Annotated in this window: 10 protein-coding genes; all 10 read left to right on the forward strand. The window is 75.4% G+C overall.

Annotated elements, in window-relative coordinates:
* The first annotated feature begins 90 nt into the window (after window positions 1-90).
* A complete protein-coding gene (locus tag ACWCRA_RS02750; protein WP_451066698.1) occupies window positions 91-1,473 on the forward strand; it encodes a SidA/IucD/PvdA family monooxygenase in 1,383 nt (460 codons plus the stop codon).
* Window positions 1,470-7,826: a type I polyketide synthase gene (locus ACWCRA_RS02755; RefSeq protein WP_451066699.1), complete on the forward strand. Its 6,357-nt coding sequence runs from the start codon at window positions 1,470-1,472 to the stop codon at window positions 7,824-7,826. Before ACWCRA_RS02750 ends, ACWCRA_RS02755 begins: the two co-directional genes overlap by 4 nt.
* Window positions 7,819-8,991, forward strand: coding sequence for an acyl-CoA dehydrogenase family protein (locus ACWCRA_RS02760; RefSeq protein WP_451066700.1), 1,173 nt, complete (start codon window positions 7,819-7,821; stop codon window positions 8,989-8,991). Before ACWCRA_RS02755 ends, ACWCRA_RS02760 begins: the two co-directional genes overlap by 8 nt.
* A gap of 43 nt (window positions 8,992-9,034) precedes the next feature.
* Window positions 9,035-15,082 (forward strand): amino acid adenylation domain-containing protein, encoded by a 6,048-nt coding sequence (locus ACWCRA_RS02765; RefSeq protein ID WP_451066701.1) that lies wholly within the window; start codon window positions 9,035-9,037, stop codon window positions 15,080-15,082.
* Window positions 15,069-15,905 (forward strand): SDR family NAD(P)-dependent oxidoreductase, encoded by an 837-nt coding sequence (locus ACWCRA_RS02770; protein ID WP_351556682.1) that lies wholly within the window; start codon window positions 15,069-15,071, stop codon window positions 15,903-15,905. The genes ACWCRA_RS02765 and ACWCRA_RS02770 overlap by 14 nt, the downstream gene beginning before the upstream one ends.
* 34 nt (window positions 15,906-15,939) lie before the next feature.
* Window positions 15,940-16,959, forward strand: coding sequence for an ABC transporter substrate-binding protein (locus ACWCRA_RS02775; protein ID WP_351556685.1), 1,020 nt, complete (start codon window positions 15,940-15,942; stop codon window positions 16,957-16,959).
* 101 nt (window positions 16,960-17,060) lie between these two features.
* Complete coding sequence (locus ACWCRA_RS02780; protein ID WP_351556688.1) at window positions 17,061-18,260, forward strand: MFS transporter; 1,200 nt, start codon at window positions 17,061-17,063, stop codon at window positions 18,258-18,260.
* Window positions 18,257-20,257, forward strand: a complete 2,001-nt coding sequence (locus ACWCRA_RS02785; RefSeq protein ID WP_451066702.1) for an ABC transporter ATP-binding protein — start codon at window positions 18,257-18,259, stop codon at window positions 20,255-20,257. The genes ACWCRA_RS02780 and ACWCRA_RS02785 overlap by 4 nt, the downstream gene beginning before the upstream one ends.
* A complete protein-coding gene (locus tag ACWCRA_RS02790; RefSeq protein WP_351556694.1) occupies window positions 20,254-21,990 on the forward strand; it encodes an ABC transporter ATP-binding protein in 1,737 nt (578 codons plus the stop codon). Before ACWCRA_RS02785 ends, ACWCRA_RS02790 begins: the two co-directional genes overlap by 4 nt.
* 103 nt (window positions 21,991-22,093) lie before the next feature.
* Entirely contained in the window at window positions 22,094-22,321 is a 228-nt protein-coding gene (locus ACWCRA_RS02795) for an MbtH family protein (RefSeq protein ID WP_351556697.1), read from the forward strand.
* The last annotated feature ends 92 nt before the right edge of the window (window positions 22,322-22,413 follow it).

Raw genomic sequence — 22,413 nt, forward strand, 5'->3', positions numbered from 1 at the left:
GTGATCCCGCCGGCCCCCCGGCGCGCGACCGCGCGCCCGCACCCCTCCCCATTCGAAGAACATCCGACAGAAGCCTGGAGCACTGAATCGATGGAGCCGCTCTCCCTGGAGGAAGCCCGACGTCGCTTCGGCACCGGCCACCGCGACCCGCACGGGCTGCTCGGTGTCGTCGGGGCCGGACCGAAGGCGCTGGCCACGGCCGCGAAGAGCCAGGTCCTGCGTGAACTGGGTCTGCCCGCGCCGCGCGTGGTGGTCGTGGAGCCCCACGGTGTGGGCGCCAACTGGACCCCGGTCGGCGGGCGCACCAACGGCCGCCCCCGGCTCTCCACCAGCCCCGAGAAGGACCTCGGATTCCCCTACGCCTCGGAGGTGTACGGGCCGCTGGCGGCCGAGGTCAACGCCCGGATGCAGCAGTTCAGCTGGGCCGGTTACCTGGTCTCCCGGGGCGAGTACGCCACCTGGGTGGACAGCGGCAGGCCCGGCCCCCGCCACGCCACCTGGGCCGCCTATCTGCGCTGGGCCGCCGATCTGATGGACTTCGCCCTGGTGCGCGGCCGGGTCTGCGGTCTGGAGATCGCCGGCGACCGCTGGGAGGTCGCCGTCGAGGGCGACGGCGGCGGTGAGGCCGTGCTCCTCCTGGACCAGATGATGATCAGCGGCCCGGGCCCTCACGACGGGCTGCTCCCGGGTGACGCCACCCGCAGCGTCGAGGAGTTCTGGCGCCTGGGCCTCGGCACCGACGCGGCCGAGCCGGACGTGGCCGTGGTCGGCGGCGGCGAGACCGCCGCGACCATCGTCGAGTACCTGATGCGGCAGCACGGCGGCGCCACGACGGTGATCAGCCCGCAGCCGGTGGTCTACAGCCGGGGCGAGGGCTACTTCGAGAACGCGCTCTACTCCAGCCCCGAGCGGTGGCGCGAACTCTCCGAGAAGGACCGCAGGGACGTCATCGCGCGGACCGACCGGGGGGTCTTCTCGCCCCGCGCCATCGAGGCGATCACCACCGACGCCCGGGTGGAGCACCAGCAGGGCACCGTGGTCTCCGTCGACCGCGTCGGCGGCTCGACCGAACTGGTGCTCAGCAACCCCGGCCGCGCGGACCGCGCGCTCCGCTTCGACGTCGTCATCGACGCCACCGGGGCCCGCCCCGACTGGTTCCTCGACCTGCTCGGACCCGTGGCCCGCAAGGCCCTGTTCCGGGCCGTCGGCGACACCACCGACGGCGTGCGGGCCATCGAGCGCCGGATCGGCCCGGACCTCGCCCTGGACGGTGTCACCCCCCGGCTGCTGCTGCCGACCCTCGCGGGGTACGAGCAGGGGCCCGGCTTCGCCAACCTCAGCTCGCTGGGGCTGCTCTCCGACCGGGTGCTCGGCATCACGCTCGGCGCCACCCCCGGATCGGTCGCCGCCGTCCTCGGGGACCGGGACCGCGCGGTCGTCTCCGGAGCCGCGCTCGGCGGCGGTGAGGCATGAGCGACCGCGGTACGCAGGGCGACATCGCCGTCGTCGGGCTGGCCTGCCGGGTCCCGGGCGCCGAGTCGCCCGAGGAGCTGTGGCGGCTGCTGCTCGACGGCCGGCGGGCCGACGGGCGGGCACCCGACGGCCGGTTCGACCCGGACGCGATCCCGGCCGGGCTGCTGTCGCGGTCGGTGCGCGGCTCCTACCTGGAGGACGCGGCGCGCTTCGACGCCGAGGTGTTCGGGGTGTCGCGGCGCGAGGCGACGACGATGGACCCGCACCAGCGGTGGGCGCTCGAACTGGGCTGGGCCGCCCTGGAGGACGCCGGGCGGGTGCCCGGCGCCGCGCGTGACGCGGAGGTCGGCGTCTTCGCCGGCTCGATGGGCGCGGACTGGGCGATGGAGCACGCGGCCGGCCGGCTGGGGCCGATCGGCCCCTCGTCCCTCGCGGGCTGGGCGCCCTCGGCCATGGCGAACCGGATCAGCCATCTGCTGGGGCTGCGCGGTCCGAGTCTGGTCGTCGACACCGGCCAGTCCTCCTCGCTGGTCGCCGTGCACCAGGCGGTGCTGGCCCTGCGCGCGGGCGACTGCTCGGCCGCGCTGGTCGTCGGCGTCAATCTGAACCTCTCCACCGAGGCGGCCACGGCGACCGCGTCCTTCGGCGGACAGTCCCCCTCCGGTTCCGCCACCCTCTTCGAGGACGGCGCGGACGGCTATGTCCGGGGCGAGGGCGGCGCCGCCGTCGTGCTGCGTCCGCTGGCCGATGCCGTACGGGCCGGGGACCGCGTCCACGCGGTCCTGCGCGGCACCGCCGTCACCCACGGCGGCGCGGGGGAGGCCCTGGTCGTCCCCTCCGCCGAGGGACAGGCGAGGGCGCTGCTGCGGGCCTGCGCGAGCGCGGGCGCCGACCCGGCCGAGCTGGGGTTCGTGGAACTGCACGGCACCGGGACCCCGGTCGGGGACCGGGTGGAGGCCGATGCCTTGTTGCGGGTGTTCGGCGAGGGTTCTCCCGAGCGCTCCGGAGACAGCCGTGACGAAGGCGGCCCGGCGCGGCTCCTGGTGGGCTCGGTCAAGACGACCACGGGCCATCTGGAGGGCGCGGCCGGTCTGCTCGGCCTGGTGAAGGCCGTGCTGGTCGCACGGCACGGAACCGTCCCCGGCACGGCCGGGCACCGGGGCGGCGCGCAGGCACGCCGGCTCGCCGCCGCCGGCATCGGGGTGCCCGCGCGGGCGGTCCCGCTGCGCGACGGCGCCCTGGTGGGCGTCGGCTCGGTGGGCATGGGCGGCACCAACTGCCATGTGGTGCTCGCCGCACCTCCGGTGGCCCCCCGGGCGGGCGGGCACGGCGCGCCCACCGCCGTTCCGGTGGACGCGCCGGGGTCCGGGAGTGTGTCCCGGGCGGCCGTCGGCGTGGTCGGTGGGCTCGCGGCGGGGGCCGGTCCGGATGGCTCCGCGCTGTCGGCTGTCGCGGCTGCGGCCGTCCCCGCCGTGCCGGTGCCCGTCGTCCTGTCCGCCGGCAGCGCGGAATCCCTGCGGCTGGGCGCCGAGGCGCTCGCGGAGTGGGCGTCGGCACCGGACGCCTGCGCGGACGCCGGCGAACTGGCCGCGTTCGCCCGGACGCTCGCCACCCGGCGGGCCCGGCTGCCGCGACGCGCGGGCTTCACCGCCGCGAGCGCGGACGAGCTGCGGGAGCGGCTGCGCACCGTCGCCGAGGGCGGCCGGGACCGGGCGATCCGGCACGGCGCGGGCTCCCGCGCCCACACCGCCTTCCTCTTCCCGGGCCAGGGCAGCCAGCGCCCCGGAATGACCGCGGCCCTCCACGACGGCCTGGTCACCTTCGGACGCCACTTCCGGGCGATCGCGTCCGACGTCGACGCCCACGCGGAGCTGCCGCTCCACCGGGTGCTGGCCGCCCCGGCTCCGGGGAGCGGCACCGCCGACGCGCCGGTGCACGCCACCCAGCACGCCCAGATCGCCCTGTTCACGACGGGCGTCGCCCTGTACCGCACCGTGACGGACCTGGGGATCGTCCCGGATGTGGTCCTCGGCCACTCGGTGGGCGAGCTGGCGGCCGCCCACGTGGCGGGCGTACTGACGCTCTCCGACGCGATCCGGCTCGTGCTCGCCCGGGGCGCCGCGATGGCCCAGGCCGACCCCGGCGGGGTGATGGTGGCGGTGGAGGCGGGCGAGCACGAGGTCCGCGCGGTCGCCGCCGGGCACCCGGGATCGGATGTCGCCGCCGTGAACGGCCCCGCGGGCACCGTGCTCTCCGGCGACCGCGCGGCGACGCTCGCCTGCGCCGGGGAACTGCGCGGGCGCGGTCGCCGCACCAAGGTGCTGAAGGTCTCCCACGCCTTCCACTCCCACCACATGGACCCGGTGCTGGAGGAGTTCCGCGCGGTCGCCGAGACCGTCGACTACGGCCGCCCCTCCCTCCCCGTGCTCTCCAATGTGAGCGGCGCTCTCGCCACCGGCGGCGATCTGCGCACCGCCGACTACTGGGTGGACCACATCCGGCGCACCGTCCGCTTCGGCGACTGCCTGGAGCGCCTGGCGGAATCCGGCACCTCGCTCCTCCTGGAACTCGGCCCCGGCGGCGCCCTGGGCGCGATGGGCCGCGGCGCCCTCCGCACCCCCGACGGCGCGGCCCCGGAGGCCGCCTCCCTCCTCGGGGACGGCCCGGACGAGTACCGGGCGTTCCTCGACGCGGTGGTGCTCGCCCACGCCCAGGGCCATGACATCGACTGGCGGTCGCTGCCCGGGTTCGCACAGGGCCCGTGGACGCCGCTGCCGACCCACAGGTTCACGGGCCGGCGGTACTGGCCCGGCACGGACACCACCGCCGGACCCCCTGCCGCAGGCCCCACCGGACCCGCCGCCGGACCGGTCCGCACCCCCGCCGCCCCCGGCCCGTCCACCGCGGCTCCGTCCGCCCCGGCCCGCCCCGCCCCGGCACCCTCCGGCGGCGACACCCTCGGGCTCGTCCTCGCGACCGTCGCCGAGGTGCTGGGCATCCGCCCCGCGCACGCCGTCAACGCCACCGACACCCTCGCCGACCTCGGCATGACCTCCCTCCTCGGACTGGAGCTGCGGGCCGAACTCACCGCGCGCACCGGCCGCGAGCTGCCCGCCTCGCTCGTCTACGACCACCCGACCCCCGCCGCCCTCGCCGCCCGGCTGGCCGGCCCGGACCGGCCCTTCACCGCGCCGGACCCCATCGAGCCCCGGCCCGAGCCCCGGCCCGGGCCCGGCGAGCCGAGGCCGGGGCGGACCGCCGCCGGCGAGGACCCCGTGGTGATCGCGGCCATGGCCTGCCGCTACCCGGGCGGGGTCTCCTCCCCCGAGCAGCTGTGGGAGCTCGCGCTCTCCGGCCGGGAGGCCCTGGGCGGCTTCCCCGACGACCGAGGTCCCGCCTGGGCCGTACCGGGACCCCACCCCCGCCACGGCGGATTCCTCGCGGACGCCGCCGGATTCGACGCGGCCCACTTCGGGATCTCCCCCCGGGAGGCCCGCGCCATGGACCCGCAGCAGCGCATCGCCCTGGAGCTGTGCTGGGAGGCCCTCGAACGGGCCGGCTGCGACCCCCGGTCCCTGCACGGGCAGGAGGTCGGCGTCTTCCTCGGCGCCATGGCCGGCGACTACGCCACCGCCGCCCGCGAGGCCGGCGACGATCTCGGCGGCCATGAGCTGACCGGCGCGTCCAACGCCGTCCTCTCCGGCCGGGTCGCCTATCAGCTCGGCCTCACCGGACCGGCGCTCACCGTCGACACCGCCTGCTCCTCCTCGCTGGTCGCCATCCATCTCGCCGCCGCCTCGCTGCTGCGCGGCGAGTGCGGACTGGCGCTCGCCGGAGGTGTCACCGTGATGTCGACACCCAAGATGTTCCAGGAGTTCCAGCGCCTGGGCGGCCTCGCCGCCGACGGCCGCTGCCGCCCGTTCTCCGCGGCGGCCGACGGAACGGTGTGGAGCGAGGGCGCCGGTGTCGTCGTCGTGGCCCGCCGCTCCGAGGCACACCGCCGGGGCCTGCGGATTCTCGCCACCGTGCGCGGCAGCGCGGTCAACCAGGACGGCGCGAGCAACGGACTGACCGCGCCCAGCGGCGGCGCCCAGCGCCGGGTCATCGCCCGGGCGCTCGCCGACGCCGGGCTGCGCCCCGGCGACGTGGACGTCGTGGAGGCGCACGGCACCGGCACCGTCCTGGGCGACTCGGTGGAGGCCCAGGCCGTCATCGACACCTACGGCGCGCGCGACCCCTCGGCCGCGCCCGTCCTCCTCGGCTCCCTCAAGTCGGTCATCGGGCACACCCAGGCCGCGGCCGGCGTCGGCGGTCTGATCGCCATGGTGGCCTCCCTGCACGGGGAGCGGCTGCCGGCGACCCGGTACACGGACACCCCGACGCCGAAGGTCGACTGGCCCGACAGCGTACGGCTGCTGGAGCGGCCGGCGGCCTGGCCGCGCGGGGCACGGGCGCGCCGGGCCGCGATCTCCTCGTTCGGCATGAGCGGCACCAACGCGCATCTGCTGATCGAGGAGGCCGAGCCCGTGAGCCCGCCCCCGCCCGCCCGGGAGCCGGTGCCCGCGCTGCCGTTCGTCGTCTCGGCGGGGGACCGCGCCGCGCTGCGCGACCAGTTGGGGCGCGTCGGCGCCGCGCTGGCCCGGGACCCGGGCACGGCGCCCGCGCTCCCGGCCGCCGCGCTGACGCTGGCGACGGGCCGGGCCGCCCTCCCGTACCGCGCGTCCGTCGTCGCGGAGGACCGGGCCGGGCTGCTCGCCGGGCTCGCCGCCGCGCGGCGCGGAGAGGCCGGCGACCGGGTGGCGTTCGGGGAGGCGCGCGGCGACTGCGCCGTGGCCTTCGTCTTCCCCGGCCAGGGCTCGCAGTGGTCCGGCATGGGCCGGCGGCTGCTCGCCGAGTCACGGGTGTTCGCCCGGAGCGTCGCCGCCTCGGCGGAGGCCTTCGCGCCGTATGTCGACTTCTCCGTTCCCGGTCTGCTGCGCGGCGACGACCCCGAGGGACACGGCAGGACCCTGGAGGGTATCCAGGTCTCGCTGTTCGCGACGATGGCGGGACTGGCGGATCTGTGGCGCTCCACGGGAGTCGTCCCCGACCTGGTCATCGGACACTCGCAGGGCGAGGTGGCCGCCGCGTACGCGGCGGGGGCGCTCGATCTCGCGGACGCGGCCCGGGTGGTCGCCGTCAGGGCCCGGCTCCTCTCCCGGCTCTCGGGCAGCGGCGCGATGGCCGTGGTCGGACTCGACGAGGCCGCGGCCCGCGACGAGCTGGCGCGGGACCCGTCGCCCGCCGGCCGGGTCGAGGTCGCGGCCGTCAACGGGCCCGGCAGCACGGTGGTGTCGGGCCCGGCCGGGGCCGTCCGCGCGCTGGTCGACCGCCTGGCGGCGGCGGGGGTGCGGACCGCGACCGTCGCCGTGGACTACGCCTCCCACTCCGCCATGGTCCAGCCCGTCGAGACCGAGCTGACGGCCGCGCTCGCGGACCTCTCGCCCCGGACGGCGCACACCCCGTTCTTCTCCACCGCGCGGGCCGGCCGGCTCACCGGCCCGGAGCTGGACGGCGCCTACTGGTACGAGAACCTCCGCGGCGAGGTGCGGTTCGCCCGCTCGGTGGCGGCGGTGGCGGGCTCGCGGCGGACGGCGTTCGTCGAGATCAGCCCGCACGAGGTGCTGACCTCGCCGATCACGGCCACCCTGGACGGGCTCGCGGACGGCGCGGACACGATCGTGCTGGGCAGTCTGCGGCGCGACCACGGCTCGTACGGCGACTTCCTCTCCTCGGTCGCCCTGGCCTGGACCCGGGGGGTGCCGGTCCGCTGGACGCCGGAGACCTTCGGCGGGCCCGCCGGGGAACCGGCCGATCTCCCGACCACCCCGTTCGCGCACCGCCGGTTCTGGATTCACCCCGCCGCGCCCGCGCCCGCACCGGCTCCTGCCCCCGTTCCCGTACCCGCTCCGCGAGCGGCGGACCCGGCACCGGCGGCAGGCGAAACACCGGAACCGGCACCGGCGCCGAGTCCCGACACGGCGGTCCTGGCGGCGGTGGCCCGGGTGCTGCACCTGGCGCCCGCCGACGCCGACGAGCGCGGCCACCACACCTTCACCGAGCTGGGACTCGACTCGCTCACCACGGTCGACCTGCGGCGCAGGCTCCGGGACTCGCTCGGGGTGACCGTCCCGGTCAAGGTCTTCGCCACCCACAACACCCCGCTGTCACTGACGCGCTGGGTCCGACAGGCGCTCGGCGCCACCCCCGAGGCACCGGGCGGCGCGTCAGCCGCCCCGCCCGCACCGCGCATTCCCCACCACCGCACCGCGACAACGGTCACCGCAAGCAGCGAGGAGCACGGCCATGAGTGAACAGGGACGGCGCTGGAGCGCCTTCACCGAGGCCGACGCGGCCTTCACCGACGCCCTGCTGCCCGGTCTGATCACCGGCCTCGGCGCACACGGGCTGATGGAACTGGAGGGCGGGAACAGTCCGGTGCTCGGCCTGTTCCGCGAGGCGAAGGGGCCGGGGCTGCTGATCCCCGAGCGGCACGGCGGCCACGGCCTCGACTGCCGGTCCGCGCTGCGGGTCCAGTCGGCGCTGGCGACCCTCTCCCCCTCCCTCGGCGTGGGCACGATGATGCACCACCTCGCGGTGGTCTCCTTCGTGGAGTACCTCCGCGTCCATGTCGGCGACGACGCCCCCCAGTGGGCCCTGCTCGCCTCCGTCGCGGCCCACGACCACCTCCTCGCCTCGGCCTCGTCCGAGGCCCGCCGGGGCTCGGACGCGCTGGTCCCGCGCACCACCGCCACCCTCCAGGAGGACGGCGGCTATGTGCTCGAAGGGTCGAAGAAGCCGTGCAGCCTGGCCCGCTCCATGTCGATCCTGACCAGCAGCGTGCTGGTGCGGTCCGGTGACGAGCGGGACGGCACGGTCGCCCTCGCCGTCATCCCGGCGGCCATCGAGGGCGTCTCGGTACGCCCCTTCTGGCGCAGCCCGGTGCTCGCGGCGGCGGAGAGCGACGAGGTCGTGCTCGACCGGGTGCGCGTCCCCGCCGAGATGGTGGTTCCCGGCGGCCGGCCCGAGCGGGGCATGGACGAGTTGCAGGTGCGCGCCTGGACCTGGTTCGAGGTGCTGGCCTGCGGCACCTACCTCGGCACCGCCCAGTCGCTCTTCGACCGGGCGGCCCACGCGCCCCGGGTGGAGCGGCGCGCGCTGGGCGAACTCGCCGCCGAACTGTTCGTCTGCCGCAGCGCCTGTGAGCGCGCCGCGGCCACCTTCGACGCGGGCGGCGCGGCCGACGAGGCCATGACCGAGGCGCTGATGGCCCGGCTGTACGTGGAGGCGCGGCTGCCGGACCTCTGCGCCCGGCTGGCCGGGCTCCTCGGCGGCCTCGCCTTCGTCACCGGGCCGGAACCGGCGTATCTGCTGTCCGCCTCCCGGGCGCTGGCGTTCCATCCACCGCGGGGGGTGTCCAGCGCCGAGTCGCTGGGCGCGCGGTTCACCGGTGCCCCGCTCGATCTCTCGATCTTCTGAGGAGCAGGTTCGTGTCACGGAATCGTACGGAGGCGGTCTGAGCATGGGGACTCCAGTGGCCCATATCGTGCTGCGGGTGCGGGGTGCCGTACCCGCACACCGATGGGTGGAGGCGGCAGGGCTCGTCCGTCATGAACCCCCCGGCCGGGACGGCGCGCCCGGCACCGCCGACGCGGTGGATCTCACCGGCCTCGGCGAGGCGGCGGCGCTCGCCGCGTTCCGCGAGGTCCAGGCAGCGCAGTGGCACGGCGTCCTCGCCGGCGACGGCGGCTGGACCCTGCGGGTGGCGCGGCTGCCCGAACCCGCCGACGGCCGGGGCGAGCTGCACCTCGTCTCGGTGGCGGCCCCGCGCGGCCCGGGCCGGGCGGCCCTCCCCCACGGGATCGCTCGGGAGCTGTGCGCCCGGGTGGCGTCCGCCGGCGGGCCGTCCCGCTCCTCCGGCGCGCCGTCCCGCTCCTCCGGCGCGCCGGACACCTCCACGGCCGGGGCCCTCCGCTACCCCCTCCGCCGCAGCGTCGAGGTGACGCTGTCGGCGGCGGTGCCGGAGCCGGAGGTGGCGCACTGGCTGCGGTCGCTGATGCCGTCGGTGACCCCGGGAGAGGTCCGCGTCCTCCTGGGCGGCGACCCGGAGCCCCCGGTCCCGGACCCGTCGGGCGGCTCCCTGCTCCTCGACCGGGCCTGGGTGCGGGACCTCCCGGCCGGTGCCGCGGGACCCGGCACCGAGGTCCGGATCACCGAGCACAGCGAGGACCCGAGACACGCCTACCCGCTGGCGGTCGAGCGGCGCGCCGACGGGGTCGCCGTGGTCGACCACGATGTGCGGTCCATCGACCCGGCGGACCTGGAGCGGTTCACGGACCGGCTGACCCGGGGCGAGCGCGCCCCCGCACCCGCGTCCATCCCGCTGCCCGAGCGCGTCGCCCACCGGTTCGCCCACGCCCCGGCCGCGCCCGCGGTGCTCGCCGGGGAGACCTCTGTCGACTACCGGACCCTGGACGAGCGCTCCGCCGCCGTCGCCGAACTGCTGCGCAAGCACGGGTGCGGCCGGGGCAGCACGGTCGGCATCGCCCTGCCCCGCTCCGTCGACGCCATCGCCGCGATGGTCGCGGTGCTGCGCGTGGGCGGCGCCTATCTGCCGCTGGACATCGCCTACCCGCGCGCCCGGCTGGCCTTCATGGCCGCCGACTCCGGTGTGGACACGGTCATCGGCGACGCCGGCACCCTCGCGCCCTACGCGGACGCGGAGACCACCCGGGCCATCGACATCGCCGACGCGGACGGACTGCCGGGCGACCCGGAGTGGGCCCCCGCCGGCCCCGACGACGCGCTGTACGTCCTCTACACCTCCGGCTCCACCGGCACCCCCAAGGCCGTCGTGCACACGGTCGGCGCCATCGGCAACCTGGTGGACTGGCACACCCGTACCGCCACCGCCGAGAGCGACCCGCGCGTCCTCCAGTTCGCGAGCCTGAACTTCGACGTCGCCAGCCAGGAGATCCTCACCGCGCTGGCCGCCGGCAAGTGCCTGGTCCTCCCGCGCGACGAGGAGCGCACCGACCCCGAGGCGCTGGTCGCGCTGATGGCCCGGCAGCGGGTCACCGAGTTCTTCTGCCCGCAGGTGATGCTCCAGGAGATGTGCCGGGCGTCGGCCGAGACCGGCACCGTCCTGCCGGAGCTGCGCCATGTCTACCAGTCCGGCGAACCGCTGGTGATGAACGACTGGATCGGCCGCTTCCTCGACCGGCACCCGCGCACCACCCTGCACAACCACTACGGGCCCACCGAGACCCATGTCATCACGGCCCTCCCGCTGCCCCGGCGCGGCCGGGGCCACGCCAAGGGCCCGGTCGCCCTCGGACCGCTCCTGGACACCTGCCGGGCGTACGTTCTCGACGAGCGGCTGCGCCCGGTGGAGCCCGGCGGGGTCGGCGAGCTGTACGCGGCGGCCACCCAGCTCTCCCGGGGCTATCTGCGGCGCCCCGGGCTGACGTCCGAGCGCTATGTCGCCGACCCCTTCGGCGCGCCGGGCGCCCGGATGTACCGGACGGGCGACCGGGTGCGGCTGCTCCCGGACGGCGGGCTCGCCTATGTGACGCGCGGCGACGCGCAGACGAAGATCCGGGGCCACCGGGTCGAGCCGGACGAGATCACCGCCCGGCTGCTGGACGAGCGGGAGGTCGCCAACGCGACGACGGTCACCCGGCGCGACTCCTCCGGCGCCAATGTCCTCGTCGCCTATGTGGTGCCGCGCACCGCCGACGGCTCGCTCCCCGCCCGGCTGCGCGAGCGCCTCGGCGAGACGCTCCCCGACTACATGGTGCCGGCCTCGGTGGTCCTGCTGGACGCCCTGCCGCTGACCCCCAGCGGCAAGGTGGACAAGGCCGCCCTCCCCGAGCACACCACCGCCGCCACCCGGGCGCCCGGCGTGCGGAGGACCGGCCCGCGGGCCGAGCTGGCCGCCATCTGGACGGAGGTCCTCGGGGTCGCCGAGGTCGCCGACGAGGACGACTTCTTCCAGGTCGGGGGGAGTTCCCTCACCGCGATCCAGGTGGTGTCGGCGGTGCGGCGCCGGCTCGGCATCCGGCTGAACGTGCCCGATGTCGCCGAGCACCCCCGCTTCGACGCGCTCGCGGCCCGGGTCGCCGCCCGGGTCGCGGTCCCCGCCGCCCCGGACACCGAGCCGGCCCTGCGGCCCCGGCCGGACCAGCGGTACGAGCCCTTCGACCTCCTCGACCAGCAGCAGGCGTATCTCGTCGGGCGCGGCGGCGACATCGAGGGCGGCGGGGTGGCCTGCCACCTCTATCTGGAGTACGAGGGCGCGGAGGCGGCCCCGGGCTCCGGCCGCGCGGACTCCGGCATCCGGATCGAGGAGGTCCAGGACGCGCTGCGGCAGTTGATCGACCGGCACGACACGCTCCGGACGGTCTTCGACGAACAGACCATGACCCAGCGCGTGCTGCCCGCCGCTGACGTACCGCCGTACGTCTGCGAGGTCGTCGACGCGGTGGCCGATCCCGGCGCCGCGCCGGCCGTCCGCGACCGGCTCTCCCACGAGAGCCGGCCCCCGGGTGTCTTCCCGCTGTTCAACGTGGTGTTCGTGCGGCTGCCCGAGGGCGTGCTGCGGATGTGCGTCAGCATCGACGCGCTGCTCGCGGACGCCCGGGGCATCCAGGTGATCTTCGACGACTGGTCCGCCGCGCTCCGCGGCGAACTGGTCCCCGCCCCCGGCGCCCCCACCTTCCGCGACTATGTGGCGGCGGTGGGCCGGCTGCGCGAGCAGCCCGAGTTCCGGCGGGCGGCCGACTACTGGCGGGGCAGGATCGACACCCTGCCCGCCGGGCCCCGGCTGCCGCTTGTCCGGGACCCCGCGACGGTGGCCGCGCCGGTCTTCGTCAACCGGCGCCACACCCTCGCGCCCGAGCGCTGGGCCCGGATCCGCGCGGACGCCGCGCAGCGGGGACTCACCCCCACGGCCGTCGTGCTCGGCGCCTACGCCTGGGCCCTCGCCCAGTGGTCGGACGCGCCCCGGTTCCTGCTCAATGTGCCGAGCATGAGCCGCCACCCGGTCCACCCCGGGGTCGACTCCATCGTCGGCGAGTGCGCCTCCTTCACCCTGCTGGAGGTGGACACCGGCGGCACCGGCTCCTTCGAGGGGCTGGCCGCGCGCGTGCAGCGGCGGCTGCTCAGCGATCTGGACCACCGCCACTTCAGCGGGATGGACGTCACCCGGGAGCTGATCCGCCGCAACGGCGGTGTCACCGAGGCGCTCGCGCCCGTGGTGATGACCAGCGAACTCGGTGTCGGCGACGGCGTGGACGAGATCTTCGACGGGCGGCTGCGCGAGACCTACGCGCTCAGCCAGACCCCCCAGGTGTGGATGGACCTGCTGCTGCGGGAGCGCGCCGGGGCCCTGGTGCTCAACTGGGACGTGGTGGAGGAGCTGTTCCCGAGGACCCTGGTGGACGGGGTGTTCCGGCTGCTCGTGAGCCAGTTGGAGGCCCTCGGCGACTCCGGGTCCCGCTGGTCCGAGCCCCCGGTGGCCGCGGTCTCCCCGGCCGTGGCCCGGGAGCGCGGCACCGGCCCCGGGCGCACCGCGCCGGGCGCCCCGCCGCACACGGTGATCCGGGAGCACGCCCTCCGCGACCCCGGCGCCCCCGCCCTGGTGGACGGCGGACGGACCGTGACCCGGGGCGAGCTGGCGGCGGCCGCCCGCGCGGTCGCGCTGGCCGTGACGGACGCGCTCGCCGGCCCCACCGGCCCCACCGGCGAGACCCGCGAGACCCGCGAGACCGACGAGATCCCCCCGACGGGCGAGACCGACCGGCCCGTCGCGGTCCTGACGGCGCGCGGCCCGCGGCAGTACGCGGCCTGTCTCGGCGTGCTGGAGGCCGGCCGGCCGTATCTGCCGCTCGACCCCGAGGCCCCGCCGGAGCGCATCGCCACCGTGCTGCGCCACGCGGGCGTACGCGTGGTGGTCACCGACGGGACCAGCCGGGCGCTCGTCCCGGACGAGGACCTGCCCGGAGTGGCCGTCGTCACCCCGGCACAACCGGCGGCGGCCGACGACTCCTGGCGCGCCCCCTGGCCCGGCGGCCCGTCCGGCCGGCCCGGCTCCGCGTGGGCCTACGTGCTCTTCACCTCCGGCTCCACCGGCGAGCCCAAGGGGGTGCCGATCACCCTGGACGGTCTCGCCAACTGTGTGGACCACACCATCGAGCGCTTCGGTCTCACCGAGGCGGACACCTCGCTGGCCGTGGCCTCGCTCCACCACGATCTGTCGCTGTTCGACCTGTTCGTGATGCTCGGCGCGGGCGGCACGGTCGTCGTCGCCGGGCGCGGAGCGGCGGCCGACGCCCAGGAGTGGGCGGACGCGGTCGTCCGGCACTCCGTCACCGCCGTGTGCGCCGCGCCGGCCGTGGTGGAGATGCTGCTCGACGGCGCCCCGGGACCGTCCGCGCTGCCGTCGCTGCGCCGGGTGCTCACCGGCGGCGACTGGGTCCCGCTGCCGCTGCTCGACCGGCTGCGGTCGGCCGCCCCCGGGGTCGAGCCCGTGAGCATCGGCGGCCCCACCGAGACCACCGGCTGGAACATCGTCCACGAGACCGACGGCCCGGACGCCGTCGGCGCCGACTGGGCGACCGTCCCGTACGGCCGGCCCATCCCCGCCACCCGCTACCGGGTGGTGGACGGCGACTTCCGGGACCGGCCCGCGTGGGCCACCGGGGAACTGGTCGTCTCCGGGGTCGGGGTGACACCCGGCTATCTCACCGCCGGCCGCATCTCCCGGGACCGCCACCACACGGACCCGGACACCGGTGAGGTGTTCTTCCGCACCGGCGACCTCGGGCGGTACCGCGACGGGCTCATCGAGTTCATCGGCCGCGCCGACGACCAGGTGCAGATCCGCGGCCACCGGGTGGAGCCCGGCGAGGTGACCGCCTTCCTCAACGGCCTCCCCGGAGTGCGCCGATCGGCGGTCCTCCCGGTGCCCGGACCCGGCCACGGCACGGTGCGCGCACTCGTGGCCTTCGTGGTCCTCGACCACGGCACCGACCCCCGGGCGGTGCGGGAACGGGCCATGACCGGGCTCGCCCCCGCGCTGCGCCCCCACCGCCTGATCGCCGTCGACACCCTGCCCACCAGCCGCAACGGCAAGGTGGACCGGGCCGCGCTGCTGCGCGCGTACGAGAGCGAGCACGCCGGCGGCCCCGGCGACGACGGCGACGGCGGGGAGCGCGCGGACCGGACCGTACCCGCGAACGCGCTGGAGTGGCTGGTCTGCGAGGTGTGGGCACGCGCTCTGGAGGTGGAGCGGGTGCTGCCCGATGACAACTTCTTCCTGCTGGGCGGCGATTCCCTGTTCGTCTCCCGGGTGGTGCTGGACCTGCGGGAGATCCTCCCGGGGGCCCGGATCAGACCCGGGGGTGTCTTCTCCACCCGCAGCGCCGCCGAGTTCGCGGCCCTGCTCCGCGGCACCGGCGCGGACGGCGCCCGGCTGGAGGAGATCGCCGCGATGTACCGCGAGGTCACCGAGTTGAGCGAGGACGATCTCGACGCCTATCTGGAGGGTGAGGGCGATGACCGGGAGTGAACGCGCCGCCGGGCGGCCGGAGCCGTGTGTCCGGGGCACCGGCCCGGGCACCGGCCGCACCGCCCTGATCACCGGCGCCAGCTCGGGCCTGGGCGCCGCCTTCGCGGACCGGCTCGCCCGGCGCGGGTACTCCCTCGTCCTGGTCGCCCGCGACCAGGACCGGCTCACGGCCGTGGCGGACCGGGTGACCGGGCGGTACGGGGTCCGCTGCGAGGTGCTCCCCGCCGATCTGGCGTCCGCCGCCGGCCGGGGGACCGTCACGGCCCGGATCGAGGAGGGCGTGCACTTCCTGGTGAACGCCGCCGGGTTCGGGGTCTCCGGCGCCTTCTGGTCCGTGGACCGCGCCGAGCTGGACGACCAGCTCGCCGTGAATGTCGCCGGCACCCAGGAGTTCACCCACGCCGCCGTCGCCACGATGCTCGCGGGCGACGGGGGAACGGTGGTCAACCTCTCCTCCATCACCGGACTCGTGCCGGGGCGCGGATCGACCTATGCCGCCTCCAAGGCATGGATTCTCTACTTCTCGCAGGGGCTCAGCCATGCCCTGCGCGGCACCAATACCCGGGTCGTGGTCCTGGCCCCGGGATTCGTCCGCACCGAATTCCACGCACGGGCCGGTATCGACGTGCGCACGGTCGGCGACGGCTGGTGGCTGGAGCCCCACGACGTGGTCGACCGGTGCCTCGCGGACATCCGCAGAGGAAAGACGTTCTCGCTCCCCGGGATGCGCAACAAGGTGTTCATCGCCACGGTCTCCCGGTTGCCGAGGGCGCTCGCCCAGCAGGTGAACCGAATGCTCGGTAACGCCGGCGCGCGAGCGTAGGACAAGAAGAAGAAACAGCGAAAGAAGAAGAACCATGAGAAAGCGTCGTGTCCTTGTCGCAGCGGCCCTGGTGGCGCCGCTGCTCCTCGGCGGCTGCGGAACATCGTCGGAGAAGGACGGGTCGGACGGCGGTTCCGGCGGGGAGAAGGCCCCCGCCGGGAAGACGACCCGCTCCGTCACCCACGCGCTCGGCACCCTGAACGTGCCGACCGCGCCCAAGTCCGTGGTCGCGCTCGACGAGGTCGCCGGGCTCACCCTCGTCTCGCTCGGCATCAAGCCCAAGGTCGTCTACAAGGCGAGCGCCCAGCCGCGCGCCCAGGAGATCCTTGAGGCCGAGGGCGTCGAACTGCGCGACATCACCGTCGGAACCGTCCCCTCCATGGAGAAGCTCACCGCCGACGGACCCGATCTGCTGGTCGGCACCGGGGCGGCCGGGCCCGCCGGAGTCGGCTACAAGAAGCTCGTCAAGCTGGCGCCGACGGTCGTGCTGCCCATCGAGGGCACCTGGCGCGACATCGTCACCGAGACGGCGGGCTACTTCGGCCAGGAGGAGACCGGCAAGCGGCAGATCGCGGCGACCGAGGCGCTGCTGAAGAAGCCGGCGGAGACCAACAAGGCCGCGAAGGGCGACCAGACGCTCTCCCTGCTCGGCAACTCCTTCGGGCAGAACGACTTCACCATGCCGCCGCACGTGCCCATCTCCACCCTCATCGAGGAGGCCGGGTTCACCCGGCCCGAGTTCCAGCGGCGCGAGGTGAAGGGGTACTCGGTGCCGCTCTCCTCGGAGTTCCTGCCCGAGCAGGACGCCGAGCTGATCGTCATCCCCAAGGGCGCCTACTACGACCCGGCCGCCCTCCAGAAGAAGGCGCCCTTCAAGAAGCTCACGGGCAAGGTCGTCATCCCGGACGCCGACGTCTGGTACGGCATGTCCGGCTTCGCCTTCTACGCGTCCGCCAACGACCTGAACACCCTCGCCTCCGGCCAGGGCGAACTGGCGTCGCGGAAGACCGTCCAGAAGGTCTGGCAGACGTATCTGTCCGAGACCAGGAAGTAGTTCCCGCCACGGTGCCCCGGCACGTGCCGGGGCACCGCGGCCCGTCGAGACCAACCCATGACCGGTCAGGAGAAGTGGTGGCAGAGGGGAAAGGAACCGCGATGCCGATGTGGCTCATCGCGCTGTTCCTGTCGATATTCACGTTCTACACGGACGATCATGTGATCGCGGGGATACTCCCCGAGCTGGCCGAAGGGCTCTCGGTCTCCGAGGCCGTCGCCGGTCAGCTCGTCACGGTGTTCTCGCTGACCATCGCGATCGTCACCCCCCTGGCAGGACTCCTGCTGTCCCATGTCGCCCGGCGCGCGGTGGTGCTGAGCGCCCTGGCCGTCTTCACCGCGGCCAATCTCTGCGCCACCGCCGTCGACTCGTACGCCGTGATGGTGGGGCTGCGGATCGTCGCCGCCCTGGCCGCCGCGGCGGCGACCCCGCTGATCTTCGCGAGCACCGCCGAACTGGCTCCCCCGGAGCGCCGGGGCCGGTATCTCTCGGTCCTGGCCATCGGGGTCACCGGCTCCATCGCCTTCGGGGTGCCGCTGGGCAGCTGGATCGGCACCAGCCTCAACTGGCAGTCCACCTTCGGCGCGATGGCGGTCCTGGGCGTGGTGAGCCTGGTGCTCGTCGCGCTCTTCCTGCCCGCGACCGAGCCGTCGGTCCCGCTGCCGCTGCGGCAGCAGATCCGCTCGCTCTCCGCCCGGCCCATCTCCCTCGCCCTCACCGGCGGCGCGCTCGCCATCATGGGCTCGATCATGCTGCTGACGTATCTCGTGCCCTATCTGGAGGGTGTGCTGACCGCGGGCGACGGCGTGCGGAGCCTGGTCTTCTCGGTCCTCGGCATCGCCGGCACCGCCGGAGTCCTCGCCGGCGGATACGCCACCGACCGGCTCGGCGCCGACCGCACCATCCGGCTGGGGCTCGGCTCCTTCATCGCCGTGGTGCTCGCGCTGGCGGCCCTGTGGTGGCTGCGTCCCGTGTCCCTCTGGGTCTTCCTGCCGCTGGTGGCCCTGTGGGGTGCCCTGGCCCATCTCAGCTCGCCCGCCGTCCAGACCCGGCTGCACCAGGTCGCCGGCGATCTCACCGCCCAGGCCCTGGCCCTCAACACCAGCTTCGGCTACCTCGGCATCGCGCTCGGCGGGGCGCTGGGCGGGGTCATCGTCGCCGAGGCCGGCGCCGGCTGGCTCCCGGTCGCCACCGCCGTCACCTCCGTCCTCGCGCTGGGTCTCATCACCCTCGCGTTCCGCCCGCCGAACCCCACCGCCGCGTCGCGCGGCGCCGAACAGGAACAAGGAGCGCCCCAGTGACCCCGGCCACCACCGAACCCGACACCCGCGCCACCGGGGACGGCCCCGGCACGCCCGCCGCCCGCCCGGGGGACGCCCCTCCCGCGCCACCCCGGCCGCCCGCCGACGCGCCCGCCACCCTGGGCGCGCTGCTGCGCCCGGTGCGCGGCGCGCTCGCCGGCAGCGCCGCGCTCGCGGCCGTCGCCGCGTTCGCCGGGGTCGTGCCGCTGATCGCCCTGGTGGAGCTGGCCGGTGTGCTGCTGCCCGGAGTGAGCGGCGGCGCCGTGGACGAGGGCGCGGCCTGGGGCTGGGCCGGGATCGCGGCCGGCGCGCTGGCGCTCCGGCTGGTCCTGATGCTCGCCGCGTCGACCCTCTCCCACCTCGCGGACGTGGCCCTCGGCGCCTCGGTCCGCCGCTCGGTGGTGCGCCGGCTCGGCCGGGTGCCGCTGGGCTGGTTCACCGAGCGCAACTCGGGCCTGGTGAAGAAGGCCGTCCAGGACGACGTCGGCGCGCTGCACCACCTGGTGGCGCACTCGGTCACCGAACTGACCACGGCCGTCGTGGTCCCCCTCACCATCGTCGGCTATCTGCTGCTGACCGACCCGCTGATGACCCTCGTCACCCTGCTGCCGGTCGCGGCGGGCATGCTCGGGCTGAGGATCGCCACCCGTGGCACCACCGAGAAGATGGTGGAGTATGCCGGGTCCCTCGGCCGTCTCGGCTCGGTGACCGTGGGCTTCGTCGACGGCATCACCGAGGTCAAGTCGTTCGGCACCATCGGGCGCGCCCACCGGGCCTACCGGGAGGCCGCGGAGGACTTCGACGGCAAGCACTACGCGTGGATGCGGTCGAGTTCGGCGGGCGCCACCTTCATGGAGCTGGCCCTGTCCCCGATGACCCTGCTGCTGACCACGGTCGTGGCGGGCGCGGGGCTGCTGAGGGCCGGCCTGCTCGACGGGCCGCTGGAGCTGCTGCCGTTCATCGTCCTCGGGCTCGCCATCCCCGCGCCCGTGCTGGCGGTGGGCTTCAACTACCACGCGCTGCTGGCCGCCCGGGGCGCGGCCGACCGGGTCCGGCAGATCCTCGCCGAGCCCGAGCTGCCCTCGGTGGCGCACGGGCCGGGGCTCTCCGCCTCCGGCTCCACGATCCGGTTCGAGTCGGTCGACTTCTCCTACGGCGAGACCGCCGCGCTGCGCGGCATCGATCTCACCCTCGCGCCGGGCACCATGACCGCCCTGGTCGGCCCGTCCGGCTCCGGCAAGTCGACCCTCGCCAAGCTGCTGGCGCGCTTCCACGACCCGGTGTCCGGCCGGGTCACCGTCGACGGCACCGATCTGCGCCGGCTGCCCTTCGCCGAGCTGTACCGGCACGTCGGCTTCGTGTTCCAGGACACCACCCCGCTGCGGGTGTCCCTGCGCGACAACATCCGCCTCGCCCGGCCCGACGCCACCGACGAGGAGGTCATGCGCGCCGCCCGCGCCGCGCACATCGCGGATGTGATCGAACGGCTGCCCGAGGGGCTCGACTCGGTCATCGGCACGGACGCCACCCTCTCGGGCGGCGAGTGCCAGCGCGTCGCCATCGCCCGGGCGATCCTGGCCGACCGGCCCGTCCTCATCCTCGACGAGGCGACCTCGGCCGTCGACCCCGACAGCGAGGCCGTCATCCAGCGGGCGCTGAACGCCCTGGCCGCCGACCGGACGGTGCTGGTGGTGGCGCACCGGCTGCACACCGTCCGCCACGCCGACACGATCGTCGTCCTCGACGGCGGCCGGATCGCGGCGCGGGGCACCCATGACGAACTGCTGAGCGGCGGCGGCCTCTACCCGGCGCTCTGGGCGGCCCACAACGGCGGGGAGGCGAGCGCGTCCGGCACCGGGCCCGCCGCCCCCGGCGCCGCTCCCCGCCCGCCGGCGGGCCCCGCGCGCGAGCCCGCGCCGGAGTCCGGTGCCGGCCCCGTGCCGGAACCCGGCCACGACGACCGCGGCGACCGCCGGGAAGGACCCGCACCACGATGATCCGCGATCTGCACACCCTGCTCGACGACACCGGACGCCGCCGGCTCCGCGCGCTGCTGGCGCGGATCACCGCCGCCGCCGTCCTCCAGGCCCTCGCCGGCTGCACCCTGATCCCGCTGCTCAGCGCCGTGTTCGAGGAGGACTGGGAGCGCACCTGGACCTGGGCGGGAGTCCTCGCGGGACTCGTCCTCGTCCACCATCTGCTGATCCTCCACAACCACTCCCGCTCCGGCGAGCTGTCCAGCCGGCTGCTGCGGCTGCTCCACACCCGGCTCGGCGAGACCCTGACCGCCATCCCGCTCGGCTGGTTCGGCGCGGGCCGTTCCGCGAGCGTCAACCGGCTGGCGACCAAGACGGCCCTCGATGTGGCCACCGCGCCCGCGCATCTGATCGCCCCGGTCGTCACCGCGTTCGTGACACCCGCCACGATCATCGCCGTCACCCTCGCCGTGCGCTGGGAGATCGGCCTCGCGCTGCTGGCCGGCGCACCCCTGCCGCTCCTCGCCTACCGGCTCTACCTGCGGGTGATCGAGCGTGTCGAGGGCGACTGGGAGGCCGGGACCAACCGGGCCTCCGCGCACGTCCTGGAGTACGCCACCCAGCAGCCGGTGCTGCGCGCCTGCGGCCGCACCCTGGAGGACGGCAGCCCGCTGGCCGACGCCTTCGCCGAACAGGACGCCCAGGCGCGCCGGATGGTGCTCGGCAACTCCGCCGCCAGCGCGCCGCTGTTCCTCGCCCTCCAGGCGGTGCTCACCGCCGTCCTCGCCCTGGTGGTGCACCTCGCCCTCGGGGGCGGCGCGGACCTCGCGGTGCTGCTGGCCGTGATGGTGCTCGCGGTGCGGTTCGTGGAGCCGCTCACCGCCGTCGCGGAGATCGCCGGCGGACTGCGGATCGCGGCGGTCGGGATGCGCCGGTTCCGGGACCTGCTGGCCGTGGAGCCGCTGCCGGAGCCCGCCGAGGCCGCCGAGGCGGGCGCGCCGACGGTCGAGTTCCGCGAGGTGACCTTCGGATACGAGCCCGGCCGGCCGGTCCTCGGCCCGCTCTCCTTCAGCGCCGCCCCCGGCACACTGACCGCGCTGGTCGGACCCTCCGGGGCGGGCAAGTCCACGGTCCTCTCCCTGATCGCCCGGTTCCACGACCTCGCGCCCGGCGACGGCGCGGTGCTGGTCGGCGGCCGGGACATCCGCGAACTGGGCACCGAGGCGCTGATGCGCCAGATCTCCCTGGTCTCGCAGGACCCGTACCTCTTCGAGGACACCATCGAGAACAACATCCTGCTGGCCCGGCCCGGCGCGAGCCGGGAGGAGCTGGAGCGGGTCGCCCGGCTGGCCCGGGTCGACGAGATCGTCGGCCGGCTGCCCGACGGCTGGGGGACCCGGGTCGGCGAGGGCGGCTCCACCCTCTCGGGCGGCGAGAAGCAGCGCGTGTCGATCGCCCGCGCCCTGCTGAAGGACGCCCCGATCGTGCTGCTCGACGAGGTGACCTCCTCGCTCGACGCGGAGAACGAGCGGCTGGTTCAGCAGGCCATCGCGCGACTGGCCGAGGACCGCACGGTCCTCGTCGTCGCGCACCGCCTCCAGACCGTGCGCGGCGCCGACCGCGTCATCGTCCTGGACGGCGGACGGGTGACCGAGTCGGGCACCCACACCGAACTGCTGGAACTCGACGGCACCTACCGCCGCTTCGTCCGGCTCCGCGAACAGGCGGACTCCTGGAGGCTCACCCCTCGCTGACCCCGTTGACCCCACCGACCCCACTGCCCCCACCAGCCCCACCGACCGGCCGGCCCCCGGCCCCGCACACCCCCGCACCCACCTCACCCAGGGAGAACACACCATGTCCACCAACCCCTTCGACGACGAGAACGGCCGGTTCCACGCGGTGGTCAACGCCGAGGAGCAGTACGCCCTGTGGCCCGCCTTCCGCGAGATCCCGCCCGGCTGGCGCTCCGTGTTCGGCGAGGCCTCGCGCGCCGAGGTCGTCCAGTACATCGAGGAGAACTGGACCGACATGCGCCCGCTGAGCCTGCGCGAGGCCATGGCCGCGGACGCCTCGGCCCACTGACCGCCCGGGCCGGCCGCCCCACCGCGGCCGGCCCGCACCGAGAGACGCGTACCCGCACATGAACGACCGATCGTCAGCGAGAGGTGAGGAAC

Source organism: Streptomyces sp. NPDC001889, from assembly GCF_053594535.1.